The sequence below is a fragment of the Herminiimonas sp. NPDC097707 genome, from assembly GCF_044761395.1.
Taxonomy (GTDB): Bacteria; Pseudomonadota; Gammaproteobacteria; order Burkholderiales; family Burkholderiaceae_D; genus Oxalicibacterium.
Genome location: NZ_JBIWCI010000001.1, coordinates 1,242,826 through 1,255,903 on the forward strand (window position 1 = coordinate 1,242,826; position 13,078 = coordinate 1,255,903).

14 protein-coding genes are annotated in these 13,078 nt (G+C 56.0%); 13 read left to right on the plus strand and 1 reads right to left on the minus strand.

The window, feature by feature from the left end; translation table 11 throughout:
* Nucleotides 1-19 precede the first annotated feature (19 nt).
* The 7 genes from ACIQW9_RS05935 (at nt 20) to ACIQW9_RS05965 (ending at nt 5,626) form a co-directional block, all read left to right on the plus strand.
* Entirely contained in the window at nt 20-367 is a 348-nt protein-coding gene (locus ACIQW9_RS05935) for a flagellar protein FlaG (RefSeq protein WP_402334158.1), read from the plus strand.
* 198 nt (nt 368-565) lie between these two features.
* Nucleotides 566-2,554, plus strand: coding sequence for a flagellar filament capping protein FliD (fliD, locus tag ACIQW9_RS05940; RefSeq protein WP_402334161.1), 1,989 nt, complete (start codon nt 566-568; stop codon nt 2,552-2,554).
* A 16-nt stretch (nt 2,555-2,570) separates the two neighbouring features.
* The gene (gene fliS, locus ACIQW9_RS05945) at nt 2,571-3,050 is read left to right on the plus strand and encodes a flagellar export chaperone FliS (protein ID WP_402334164.1); all 480 of its coding nucleotides are present in this window, start codon (nt 2,571-2,573) and stop codon (nt 3,048-3,050) included.
* A gap of 6 nt (nt 3,051-3,056) precedes the next feature.
* Entirely contained in the window at nt 3,057-3,392 is a 336-nt protein-coding gene (locus ACIQW9_RS05950; protein ID WP_402337908.1) for a flagellar protein FliT, read from the plus strand.
* Between the two features lie 3 nt (nt 3,393-3,395).
* Nucleotides 3,396-4,532 (plus strand): flagellar hook-length control protein FliK, encoded by a 1,137-nt coding sequence (locus ACIQW9_RS05955; protein ID WP_402334167.1) that lies wholly within the window; start codon nt 3,396-3,398, stop codon nt 4,530-4,532.
* Nucleotides 4,525-4,809, plus strand: a complete 285-nt coding sequence (locus tag ACIQW9_RS05960) for an EscU/YscU/HrcU family type III secretion system export apparatus switch protein (RefSeq protein ID WP_402334170.1) — start codon at nt 4,525-4,527, stop codon at nt 4,807-4,809. The genes ACIQW9_RS05955 and ACIQW9_RS05960 overlap by 8 nt, the downstream gene beginning before the upstream one ends.
* Before the next feature lie 61 nt (nt 4,810-4,870).
* On the plus strand, nt 4,871-5,626 hold the full coding sequence (locus ACIQW9_RS05965; protein ID WP_402334173.1) for a flagellar brake protein: 756 nt from the start codon (nt 4,871-4,873) through the stop codon (nt 5,624-5,626).
* Between the two features lie 93 nt (nt 5,627-5,719).
* On the opposite strand, the gene fliE is transcribed toward ACIQW9_RS05965, so the two are convergent.
* Nucleotides 5,720-6,076: a flagellar hook-basal body complex protein FliE gene (gene fliE, locus ACIQW9_RS05970; protein ID WP_402337910.1), complete on the minus strand. Its 357-nt coding sequence runs from the start codon at nt 6,074-6,076 to the stop codon at nt 5,720-5,722.
* Between the two features lie 266 nt (nt 6,077-6,342).
* Between fliE and fliF the strand changes: the two genes are divergently transcribed.
* From fliF to ACIQW9_RS06000, 6 genes are read left to right on the plus strand one after another with little or no spacing between them, the layout of a single operon-like run.
* Nucleotides 6,343-8,061 carry a flagellar basal-body MS-ring/collar protein FliF gene (gene fliF / locus ACIQW9_RS05975; protein WP_402334176.1) on the plus strand — a complete coding sequence of 573 codons (1,719 nt, stop codon included), beginning with the start codon at nt 6,343-6,345 and terminating at the stop codon, nt 8,059-8,061.
* Entirely contained in the window at nt 8,054-9,049 is a 996-nt protein-coding gene (fliG, locus tag ACIQW9_RS05980) for a flagellar motor switch protein FliG (protein WP_353153998.1), read from the plus strand. The genes fliF and fliG overlap by 8 nt, the downstream gene beginning before the upstream one ends.
* On the plus strand, nt 9,036-9,719 hold the full coding sequence (locus ACIQW9_RS05985; RefSeq protein WP_402334179.1) for a flagellar assembly protein FliH: 684 nt from the start codon (nt 9,036-9,038) through the stop codon (nt 9,717-9,719). Before fliG ends, ACIQW9_RS05985 begins: the two co-directional genes overlap by 14 nt.
* Nucleotides 9,719-11,134, plus strand: a complete 1,416-nt coding sequence (fliI, locus tag ACIQW9_RS05990; RefSeq protein WP_402334182.1) for a flagellar protein export ATPase FliI — start codon at nt 9,719-9,721, stop codon at nt 11,132-11,134. The genes ACIQW9_RS05985 and fliI overlap by 1 nt, the downstream gene beginning before the upstream one ends.
* Nucleotides 11,135-11,169: 35 nt before the next feature.
* Nucleotides 11,170-11,610, plus strand: coding sequence for a flagellar export protein FliJ (gene fliJ / locus ACIQW9_RS05995; RefSeq protein ID WP_402334185.1), 441 nt, complete (start codon nt 11,170-11,172; stop codon nt 11,608-11,610).
* Between the two features lie 24 nt (nt 11,611-11,634).
* A complete protein-coding gene (locus ACIQW9_RS06000) occupies nt 11,635-12,810 on the plus strand; it encodes a flagellar hook-length control protein FliK (RefSeq protein WP_402334188.1) in 1,176 nt (391 codons plus the stop codon).
* The last annotated feature ends 268 nt before the right edge of the window (nt 12,811-13,078 follow it).

Consider the following 13,078-nt stretch of genomic DNA (forward strand, 5'->3'; position numbering starts at 1 on the left):
TTTTGCAAATGGAGTCTTCATGACTATCTCGTCTATCGGTAACGCCGTTGTAGCAAGCGTTCGGTTGCCCGCACCACACGTCGCTGCCCAAACCGCGCCTGCGGTCTCGGACATTGCACCTGCAGCAGCCACTCCGCCACCGGAAGCGGCACACTTGTCACAAGCGGTTGCCAGCATCAATCAGGCGATGCAAAAGATGGGGTCAGGACTGGAGTTCTCGATAGATCAGGAATCGCAACGCACGATCGTCAAAATTGTCGATCAACAAACCAAAGAATTGATCCGGCAAATGCCATCGGCAGAAACGCTGGAAATTGCCAAGGCGCTGGATCGCGTACAAGGATTGCTGATCAGTTTGCGCGCCTGATTTCTATCGCTCACAGCAATAGAAACCTTGTATGTCAACGCTGTCATACCAAATTCACAAGCACGCAGCCATGCCCTGTGTAGCGCACTGCGGTCTTATCTTCTTGTCAAAATTTGAATTAGCAACATAAAACCCTTCTAAAGTCCGGTTTGATTCTGCCGATAACGGTTTACATTAGTACTTTCTGCAGGAGGAATCGTGGCTCTCAACGTTGGATCAAATCTGGATGTCAACTCCATCGTCACACAATTGATGGTGGCTGAGCAACGACCGCTCTCTATCCTCACGACCAAGGAAACCAGCTATAAAGCCAAGCTCTCCGCCTACGGCGCCCTGAGCAGCGCCTTGTCGTCTTTCCAGGCCAAGGTCGCGACCTTAAGCGATATATCCAAATTCATGCAGTTCGGTGCGACATCGACCGACGCTACCATTGCATCCGCCACCGCGAGCGCGTCGGTAAAACCCGGTCAATACGAAATCGAGGTTCTGCGGCGCGCCCAGGCGCAGTCACTGTCAACTGAAGGTCGCACCAGCACCAGCGCCGCGATCGGCGCGGGCGGCACCACTACTTTGACTTTCCAGTTCGGCAAGATCACTGGTGGCACCCTGACCGGAGGCCAGTATAGCGGCGCGGCATTTGCACAGGATGCCAGCCAGTCCACCAGCCAGATCACCATCGATGCCAGTAATAATTCGCTGCAAGGCATACGCGATGCGATCAACAAGGCCGGCATGGGCGTTACCGCGACTATCGTGTCCGACGGCACCGATGCACCATATAAATTGCAGTTAACCTCGACCAGTACGGGTGAATCTTCCAGCATGAAGATCACCGTCGATGGCGATGCCGATTTGCAAAACCTACTGGCGCAAGATCCTGCCGGCACGCAAAAACTGAAACAGAACAGCGCTGCTCAAGACGTGTTGCTGACAGTGAACGGCATGGAGATCAAGAACAAGAGCAATACGCTGACCGACACCTTCGAGGGACTGTCGATAACGGCCAGCAAAATAGGCACGACCACGATATCGGTCACGCGTAACACCTCATCGATAGAAAGCAGCGTGACCGCCTTCGTCACTGCCTACAATGAATTGCAGGGAACGCTCAAATATCAAACCGGTTACAACGCCGACACTAAAACCGGTGGCCCGCTGGTTGGCGACGCCACCGCACGCACAGTGCAAACCACCTTGCAACGCATGTTTTCAACCCAGCCTGAAGGCCTGACTGGCGACCTGGTTAACCTGTCGCAGATCGGCATCTCGTTCCAGAAAGACGGCACGCTGACGCTGGACGCTACCAAATTGAAAGCGGTGATTGCCAAGAATCCGGAAGACATCGGCAAGCTGTTCGCTACTACCGCCACACCAACCGACAGTCTGGTCAGTTATGTCAGCTCGACTGCGGCGACCAAAGCCGGCAGCAATGCACTCAACATCACGACACTGGCCACCAAAGGTCAATTGACCGGCTCCAGCGCCGCCAACACGAATATTGTGGCTGGCGTCAACGATGAACTGAGCCTGGAAATCGATGGCGTGAAAGCCACCGTCAAGCTGGCCGCCGGTAGCTATACGGCCGATTCATTGAGCACGCAACTGCAATCGCTGATCAATGGTACGCCTGCGTTTTCAGAAGCGACTGTGGCCATCAGCGTGACGAACCAGAACGGCGTCCTGAGCATTACATCCAACCGTTACGGCTCGGCATCCAAAGTGACGGTAGCAGGCAATGGTGCAACAGCCTTGCTGGGTAGCACACCAACAGCAACCACCGGCGTCGATGTGGCCGGCACCATCAACGGCGCAGCGGCAACCGGCTCAGGCCAGTTCCTGACCGGTGCTGCCGGCAGCAGCGCGGAAGGCCTGAAACTGCAGATTACCGGCGGCGCTCTGGGCGCGCGTGGCGACGTCAATTTTTCCATGGGTTATGCATCCAATCTGAATGCGCTGCTGACCAGCTTTGTCGGCGCCAAAGGCCTGATAGCAGGTCGTACCGATGGCATTAACCAAAGCATCAAGGATCTTGGTACTCAACGTGACGCCATCAACCAAAGACTGGTGGATATCGAGGCACGTTATCGCAAGGAATTCACGGCGCTGGATGTACTGCTTAGCAGCATGAATTCAACCAGTAACTATCTGACGCAACAGTTGGCTGCGTTGCCTAGCAATACCAACTGATAACCGGAGAAGAAAAATGTTCGGAACTGCAAGAAGCGGCGTACATGCTTACGCGAATGTGGCGGTAGAAACCGGTGTGATCGCAGCGAGTCCGCACAAATTGATCGTGATGCTGTTCGATGGCGCACTCATCGCCGTGGCGAGCGCCCTGCAACAAATGAAAGCGAACAACATCCCGGCCAAAGGAAAGTCCATCTCGAAGGCCATTTCGATCATCGATAGTGGACTGCGCGCCAGCCTGAATAAAAAAGTGGGCGGCGACATCGCGCTCAATCTCGATGCGTTATACGAATACATGAGCAGCCAGTTATTGGTCGCCAATATCAAAAATGATCCCGTCATTCTGGAAGAAGTGCAGAAGTTACTGCATGACCTGAAAGAAGCCTGGTGCGCCATCGACAATGAAAAAAACGCTTATAAGCAACCGGAAGTACCACCGATTGCGCGCGCTTACGATCCGCTCGCTCCGAACATCTCTACATTAGTGAAAGCATGATCGATGATGAATAGTCAGGAAGTCATTTCTTTGTACGAAACTGTCGCAAGCATTACCGACCAGATGCTGACTGCTGCACGCAATGGCGACTGGGATGAACTGGTCGCGCTGGAAGCGCGTTGCTCGAATCATGTCGCCGTGCTCAAAACCAGTGAGCCGCCTGCACCGCTAGTCGGCGCGGTGCGCGAACGCAAGGTCCAGATCATCAAGAAAATTCTGTCCGATGACCGCGAAATACGCAATATTACGCAACCGTGGATGGCTAAGTTGTCGCTGATGATCAACAGCACAGGCACCGAACGCAAACTCAACAACGCCTATGGCGCCAATCAATCGGGGTAAGCCATGCTGCCACGGGCCGATTTAACGGGAACCCGGCCCGTCGTCCTTATCGAGGCAAGCGCGCCGGTCACGGCCCTGGGTCAAGCCAAGCAGGAAACGCTAGACCGCTTGCTCCAGCTCACGCTGGGCAAGGAATATCAGGCGCAGGTTTTATCGCGCCTGAGCGACGGCAACTTTCTGGTGAAAGTGGACAATGCCGTTGCCAGCATGCTGCTGCCGCCCGGCACCAAGGCCGGCGACAAGCTCGACCTGACCCTGCTGGCAAACCAGCCACGCCCTACTTTCATGCTCGGCAAGGCCGAAGCGGGTGCGACCACTTCTATCAGCAATGCCGGCCGCCTGATCGGCAATATGCTGCAACTGGCGCAGCAGGACGGCATGCCGACCGCCATCGTCGGCAAAACACCGCTGGTCGCAACACCCGGCGCCAGCGCACAGCAGATTGCCGGCGCGCTGCAAAATGCCGTGGCCTTCAGCGGACTGTTTTACGAATCGCATGTTGCGCAATGGGCGATGGGCATGCGCCCGTCAAGCGATCTATTGCGCGAACCCGCCGCCAAACGCAGCAACCTACCTCTCACCGGCCAGCCACAAGCGACAACAGAAAATGCCGGCACCAGCGATCTCGGCAGATTGATGACGAATGTACGCGAATGGGTGGGCGGCGAACGTGCGCTGGCGGATTTGCTGCGCAGCGCGCAAACCGGCAAGCCGGAGCAGGAAAGCATCGCACCTCTCGTTGGCAAACAGCAGGATATTCCGGTCAGTGAAGGTCTCAAGCTGATCAACCTGCAACTCGATACGCTGGAACAACGCCGCATCATGTGGCAAGGCGAGCTCTTCCCCGGTCAGCCACTGGAATGGGAAATTTCCGACGACACACCGGAGAAAAGCTCAGAACAATCCGAACCTGAGCCGACATGGAACAGTAGCGTGCGCTTTAACCTGCCGACGCTGGGTTCGGTCTCTGCAACCATCCGTTTGAGCGGCGAACATCTGCAGGTGCAAGTTCATACTGCAGATGAAGAAACCGCGGTAGCGCTGCGCAGCCACGGCAAGCTGCTGGCCGACGCACTGGCCGCTGCCGGCTCGACGCTGGACTCTCTTCTGGTCAAGCCAGCGGATAAGTCGCATGGATAATTTCAAACCGCCACCAAGTGCCGTTGCACTCGCCTACCAGAGCGGCGATTCGGCGCCACGTATTGTTGCCAAAGGACGCGGCCTGATTGCCGAACAGATTATCGAACGCGCAAAAGAACATGGCGTTGCGGTACACGAATCGAAAGAGCTGGTGGCATTATTACTGCAGGTAGAGCTGGACGATCACATCCCCCCTGCGCTCTACCGCGCAGTGGCTGAATTATTGGCGTGGTTATATCGCGTTGAGGCTGCCCAACAGCGTGGCGGCAATGTATGATGTGCGGTTGTAAGGTGAAGCCACGGCCACTTACTTGCACTCAGTTTATTAGAAAAACACGATGACTCTTGCCAGTGAATACGAAAACGATGATTTGAATCCCTACCGGGTTCACTCCCGCCGGGAAGTAATTGCCCTGTTGCGCAGCATAGGCGAACGCAATCAGCTGGTCAGAATGCTGATCAACCACGGCAACGACACAATCGTGACCTCGATCCTGCAAATCGATGAGTCCGCCAATACCGTCCTGCTCGATTGCGCGCCTACCGCCATCATGAATCAGCGTGTGCTCGATAGTGAAAAACTGTCGTTTGAAACGGTGCTGGAAAACATCCGCATTCTGTTTAACTCACCGGCGGCAGAGAGCTGCATCTACGAGAATCTGCCGGCCTTCATCATTCCGCTGCCGACCAGCGTGATTCGCCTGCAACGACGCGAATTCTATCGTGTGCCCACACCTGTCACCAATCCGATTTATTGCACGATACCGATCAGAGCTGAAGACCAGATCATTCCTGTTGTGGTTCCACTGCACAACATCAGTGGCGGCGGGCTGTCTATAGTCGATGAAAAAAAACTGATCGATTCGACACCCGGTCACATATATGAAAATTGCCGTCTCGATTTACCCGGTGGCAGCGTGACGCTTGCCTTGCAAATCCGTAATCATCTTGAAGTCACGCTGACCAACGGCAAAAGCATACATAGATTGGGATGCGCTTTCGTGAACCCTTCCAATGGAGCGCTGGGCGCGGTACAAAAGTACATTACCAAGCTGGAGCGGGACCAGAACGCAAAAGCGACAGGGCTGGGCTGAAAAACAGAAGTAAAGCGGAAGTGAAACAGCCGTGAAGAAGTACAGATAAACAAAAAACAGGAGCCGGACAGCCCCAATCAAAACGCGGTAAATCTATACCTGCATATTCATCATTTCCTGGTAGGCCGATACCACCTTGTTGCGTACCTGCACCGTTGCCTGGAATGAAATACTCGCTTTTTGCATGGAAATCATCACATCCGACAAGTTCACACTGTCATCTCCTAGCGTAAATTTCTGCCCCAATTGATCAGCGTGATTCTGTGCGCTGGCCACATTATCCAGCGATGCCTTCAGCGCCTGGGAAAAATCCACTTTGGTCGCCGATTTTTCGACCGGCGACGCACCACCTGCCAAAGGATTGATCGCAGGCTGCGAACGCGCAGCTGCAGCCTTGAGCTGTGCCACCATGGCATCTATTGCCGTTGAATCAATTCCGCCGACTTTCATCATTTTCTCCATACAGTTGCGGGCGGGCACTATAATTACCTCAACCCATACAGCAGAGTTCCCGATAAGGGATTCCGCACTACCTCGTCAAGTTATCACGCACGTCAACTTGAATCGTTTCAATAAAGGACAGAAATATCGCTCTGTTCCAAAGATTGAATTTCCTCGTACCCTTGACAATTCATGCTACGGAAAAAAGTTTGAAGAGCGAGAACATCGATGAACCATTCAGTCCAATTTGACGCTAGCCAAGCAGGAGCACAATCATGGCAGTAGTCGTAGCAGGCGAAGGCGGACTCCCCCAAACGGCAGGCGCCAACCCGAACAGTCCAAGCACCATACTCAACATGACCAAGTCGCCTAACGGCCGCAAGTTCTTGTTGATGGTCGGCATTGCCGCTGTCATTGCGGTGATGATAGGTCTGGTGCTATGGGGCCAGAAGCCGGAATATCGGGTGCTGTTTTCCAATTTTTCGGATCGCGATGGCGGCGCCATCATGACCTCGCTGCAAGCGGCCAACGTCCCTTATAAATTTGCCGAAGGCGGCGGTGCCATTCTGGTACCTGCCGATAAAGTGCATGAAATTCGCCTGAAGCTGGCGGCAGAAGGTTTGCCGAAAGGCGGCAGCGTCGGCTTTGAATTGATGGAAAATCAAAAACTCGGCGTGTCGCAATTTCTCGAACAGGTCAATTTCCAGCGCGCACTGGAAGGTGAGCTGGCCCGTTCCATCCAGTCAGTCGGCGCGGTGCAGGCGGCGCGCGTCCATCTGGCCCTGCCCAAGGCATCGGTCTTTGTACGCGATCAGCAAAAACCAACGGCATCCGTATTGCTAAATCTGCATGCAGGTCGTTTCCTGGATCAGCAACAAGTCAGCGCCATCGTGCATCTGGTCGCCAGCAGCGTGCCTGAGCTGTCGCCGAAAAATGTCACGATCGTCGATCAAGCCGGCAACTTGCTGTCTGAAAACAACAAACCAGCCGGCACCAATACGCTGGACCCATCGCAACTCAAATACGTGCAGGAACTGCAGCAAAACATCGCCAAGCGCGTCGAATCGATCATCACGCCTATCGTCGGCCTCAACAATGTCCGTGCGGAAGCAACCGCCGATGTCGATTTTTCGACCAGCGAACAAGCCGCTGAAATCTACAAACCGAACCAGGTGCCCAGCAGCGCCACCGTACGCAGCCAGCAAACCAGCGAATCGACGAATGGCGGCAACAATGCAACGGGCGTTCCCGGTTCATTAACCAATCAGCCGGCACCGGCAGCAACGGCGCCATTGAATACGACGCCGCAAACCACTGCTGCTGCACCAGGAACGCCAGGAGCGCCGGGGGCTCCCGGCGCGCCGGCCGCCACTGCGGCAGCACCCCAAGCCACGCCGATTCAACGCGATACCACGACCAATTACGAAGTGGATAAAACCATCCGCTACGTCCAGCAACCGATGGGTGGCCTCAAGCGTCTGTCCGTTGCCGTCGTGGTCAATTACAAGCGCGTGGTCGGCAAGGATGGCAAAGTCAGTTTTCTGCCATTGACAGAAATCGAAAAAACGCAAATAACCGATCTGGTCAGAGAAGCCATGGGTTACAACAAGGATCGAGGCGATACGCTCAATGTCGTCAACAGTCCTTTTGCCGGCAGCAACAAGGAAGAAGCAGCGAAGCTGCCGCTCTGGGAACGGCCGGAAGCGATCGATATGGGCATGCAGGGAGCCAAATATCTACTGCTCGGCATCGTACTGCTGGTTCTGTACTTCAAAGTGTTGAAACCGCTGCTCACCAAACTGAATCTGCCACCGCTGGCGCTGACCGATGAAAGCGGCCAGTCTATCCTCGCGGCACGGGAAGTGGAAGAAGTCGGGCCTATGGGTATCCATCAGCACAGTTACCAGCAAAATCTGGAAGCCGCCAAGACGCTCGCCAGACAGGATCCGAAAGTGGTCGCAAACATCGTCAAGGCGTGGGTGGGAAATGAGTGATAAAGGCATACATAAAGGCGCGGTCTTGATGCTGGCACTCGGCGCGGATGAAGCTGCCGAAGTGATGAAATATCTCGGCCCGCGCGAAGTACAAAAACTCGGCGCAGCCATGTCCACGATGAAGGCCATCCAGAGCGAGGAACTGGTTGCCGTGCTCAGTGAATTTAGAGGCGAAACGGAAAAAAATACCTCGCTGGGTCTGGATTCCGACGACTACATCCGTGACGTGCTGACCAAGGCGCTGGGTGACGACAAGGCAGCGTCGCTGCTCAATCGCATTCTCGGCGCACGCGATGCCAGCGGTATCGAAAGCCTGAAATGGATGGACGCACAATCGGTCGCCGACCTGGTGCGCAACGAACATCCGCAAATCATCGCCACCATCCTGGTGCATCTGGAACGCGACCAGGCTTGCGAGGTGCTGGAACATTTCACCGAACGCCTGCGCAACGATTGCGTATTGCGCATAGCCACACTGGATGGCGTACAACCGGCCGCCCTGCGCGAATTGAACGAAGTGTTGACGAAGCTGTTGACCGGCAATGAAAACCTGAAGAAAAAACCGATGGGCGGCATCCGCGCAGCGGCAGAAATTCTCAACTTCTTCAATGGCGAAAACGAAGTATCGGTGATGGCCAATCTGAAGGGCTACGACAACGATATGGCGCAAAAGATCATGGACGAAATGTTCGTGTTCGACAACATCATGGATATCGAGGATAGAGGCATCCAGCTGCTGCTGCGTGAAGTACAGTCCGAATCGCTGATCATCGCGCTCAAGGGTGCCACACCAGATTTGCGCGAAAAATTCTTCAAGAATATGTCGCAGCGCGCAGGGGAAATGATGCGCGAGGATCTGGAATCCAAAGGGCCGGTACGCCTGTCCGAAGTCGAAGCGAATCAGAAGGAAATTCTGCAAATCGTGCGTCGTCTGGCCGATGAAGGCCAATTGACGCTGGGCGGCAAGGCGGAAGATGCTTATGTCTGACGTTATCCCAAAAGAAAAACAGTCGGCATATCAACGCTGGGAAATGACCTCCTTCGGCGAAGAACCTGCTGTCGCCGAAATTGAATCCATCATCGCTGCCAATACCGCAGCAAGCGCGCAGATGGCCAATATTGCCGCGATGGCGCAACAGATTGAAGATGCGCGCGCGCAGGCGCATGCAGAAGGTTATGCCGCCGGTCTCGAAGAAGGTCGCGCAGCCGGCCTGGTAGAAGGTCGTGCGCAGGCCGAAGAGGAAAGACGCAGCCTGCGGCAGATCGCCGAAACCTTTGGCACGGAAGTAGCGCAGGCCAATGAACTGATCGCCAACGACATGCTTGACCTGTCGCTGGATCTGGCCAAGGCGATGCTGAAAACCGCCTTGAACGTACGCCCCGAACTCATCATCCCGCTGGTGCGGGAGGCAATTCACTATCTGCCTACGCTGCAGCAACCTACGCTGCTCCATCTGCATCCGGACGATGCGGCCATCATCACCGTGCACATGAATGATGAATTGAGTGCGGTCGGCTGGCGCGTAGTGGAAGATACACACATGGGTCGCGGCGGTTGCCGCGTCGAAGCGGTTAGCAATCAGATCGACGCCAGCGCCCCAACTCGCTGGCAGCGCATTGCCGCCTCACTGGGCAAAGAATCTGACTGGCTAGTCTAATGCCCACCACGACTCCTTCAACCACCCCGAACAGCAGCCGCTGGCAGGCTTATCTGCGCGATTGCCGTACCCTGCTGGATATCGCCGAACCGATGCTGGTCTCCGGCCGCATCACGCGCGTGGCCGGGCTGGTGATGGAAGCGGTTGGTCTTAAGCTCGCCGTCGGCAGCGCCTGTACGATACCGCTGGCAAATGGCGCACGCATTGAAGCTGAGGTAGTCGGTTTTGAAGACGACAGGCTATTCCTGATGCCGCAAAGCGATGTCGAAGGGATCGTGCCCGGCACGCGCGTATTCCCCGTAGAGGTGGTGCAATCGCTACCCAAACCTGGGGCCGTTAGCCATCCGCGCCGTCGCCCTAGCGACCGCACCCGTCATCTGCCAGTCGGTATGGAATTACTGGGTCGCGTACTGGATGGCGCCGGCCGCCCTCTCGATAATCTGGGACCGCTGCATGCAACGCACTCCGGACCGCTGAATGTACGCGCCGCCAATCCGCTTACGCGTGCGCCCATCACCGATGTACTGGATGTAGGCGTGCGCGCCATCAACAGCATGTTGACCGTAGGACGTGGTCAGCGTATGGGCTTGTTCGCCGGCTCCGGCGTCGGCAAAAGCGTGTTGCTCGGCATGATGGCGCGCTATACGACTGCCGATGTGATCGTGGTCGGCCTGATCGGCGAACGGGGTCGCGAGGTGAAGGAATTCATCGAACAGATTCTGGGGCCGGAAGGTCTGGCGCGTTCAGTCGTGGTTGCGGCACCAGCCGACACGCCGCCGCTGATGCGCTTGCAAGGAGCCGCCTACACCACCGCCATCGCCGAACATTTCCGCGATGAAGGCAAAGACGTCTTGCTGATCATGGATTCGCTGACCCGCTATGCGATGGCACAGCGCGAGATTGCCCTCGCCATCGGCGAACCGCCGGCCACCAAGGGTTATCCGCCATCGGTATTCGCCAAGCTGCCGGCGCTGGTCGAACGTGCCGGTAACGGCAAGGAAGGCGGCGGCTCGATCACCGCGTTTTATACTGTATTGACCGAGGGCGACGATCAACAGGATCCGATCGCCGATGCCGCGCGGGCGATTCTGGACGGCCATATCGTGCTGAACCGCTCGCTGGCGGAAGCCGGACATTACCCCGCGATCGATATCGAACAGTCGATCAGTCGCGCGATGCACAATATCACCACGCCGGAACATCAAAAACAGACGCGCAAGCTGAAGCAATTGACGTCCCGCTATCAGCGCAATCGCGACTTGATCAGCGTCGGCGCCTACAGCGCGGGCTCGGACCCGGTGCTGGACGAGGCCATTGCCCTGAACACAAAAATAGAGTCATTCTTGCAACAGGATATTACCGAACGCAGCGGCATAAACGAGAGCTTGGGGCAACTTGCCTCGCTATTCGAGTGATGGCCGCAGACGTTGGGAAAATATAATTACTCACAATGGCTACCTCCTCTGCATTAGACACACTGATAGAACTGGCCAGCAAGGAAAGCGACGAAGCTGCCAAGCGTCTGGGCCACTGCATGAAGGCCGCCGAGGACAGCGAACAGAAACTGGCTTTGCTGATGCAGTATCGTGACGATTACGCCACGCGCTTTCAGCAAAATCTGGCCAACGGTTTGACGGCCATGGGTTACCGTAATTTCCAGCTGTTCCTGGACAAACTGGAAAACGCAATCAGCAGTCAGCAATTGGTGGTGCGCGATGCACATATACACGTCGAACAGGAACGATCGGCATGGCAAGCCAGCGAACGCAAACGCATGTCCTACGGCACGCTGGCAAACCGGGCATTGAAGGCCAAACAGCTGGCCGAAAACAAACGTGACCAGAAGCAGACGGACGAACACGCAGCACGACAATTTCTGTACAAAAGATAAACGACCACAACAGGCGACAGACTCATGAATACCTCCGCGATCAACAACCCTCTCGGCATATTGCAGGCGCCTGCCAGCAACAAGCAGGATATGGCGTCCCCGTCCGATGCAGGCGCGTTCAACCAGGTGCTCTCGCGTGAAATCGCCGGCCGCAACAATGCCGACAGCAGCACAGCGGCAAAAAATACGCAAAAGGAAGCATCCGGCAAAGGTGGCGGCACGACCAACGCCAAGAACGAAAACAGCAATACGGCTGCTGCCGAAACGGCAAAGAACGCGGAAAACGAAAAGGCTGCTGCCCTCGCCGCCGCTAAAAAGGACGAAGCCGATCCCGCCGCGACCGACCCTTCGGCAGAATTGCTGGCTTTTGTGGCCGCACTGACACAGGCCAATACTGCGCAAGCCCCTGCTGCAGACACAGCACTGGACACTGTGGCCACCGCCAAGGCTGCCGACATCGACACCAGACTGGATGCAGATAGCACGCTTGTTGCCACGACCACCGCTGCCGGTAGCGAAAAAGATGCGATCGGCAAAAAGTCGGACTTCGTTTCCGCTCTGGACAAAGCCACTGTCGCGGCAAATGAAAGCAGTAAAACACCTGCTGCTGCGTCAGCCGCCGCCAAAGGCGATGCCGACCTCGCGGTCGCTGCTGCAACTGCAGCGACCAAGGCCATCGAACCGGCCACCGTCAGCAATCCGCAAACCATCGCCATCAACACCGCGGCACTTCAGCATCTGAACGCAACGCAGAACGCGCAATCCGCCAAGCTGGCGCCGCAAGTCGGCAGCCCGGGATGGGATCAGGCGCTTGGTCAAAAAGTGGTGTGGATGATTCAGGGCGCACAGCAAACTGCAACGCTGACGCTGAATCCGCCTGATCTCGGACCCATGCAGGTGACCTTGAACGTCTCGAATAATCAGGCAACTGCAAACTTTACTGCGCATCAACCCGAAGTTCGTCAGGCGCTGGAAGCAGCCATGCCGCGCCTGCGCGAAATGCTGAACGACGCAGGCATACAGCTTGGCCAGTCCAGCGTCAGCGCCGGTTCACCGAATCAGCAACAGACATCCGGCGAGCAGCAACAGGGCGGACGTCAAGCCAGCCGTAACGACAATACCGTCGTGGAACCCGTCATCCACGTCAGCCACGTACCGCTGCCTTCCAGCGGCAGCGGCATGGTCGATACCTTTGCCTGACGCGATTCCATAGCATCTGCAGCGCCTCCATGTCAAAACGCATACATCGCGCCTGCAGCGATTTTCTGCATGGCGTGGATGCGCTCTTCATCCATTCACTAAAAATCACATTGTTTTTCGCACGATGCGAGTGTTACCCGCAATGAATAATGGTTTAATAGGGCCTTAAGCAGAAATTCCGCACATCCCCAGCGATGTGCGGAATTCGCTGGAAGAAGCGACCCCGGGACTGGATGACGTGAATACGACGATATGCGTCGTGTTCCCC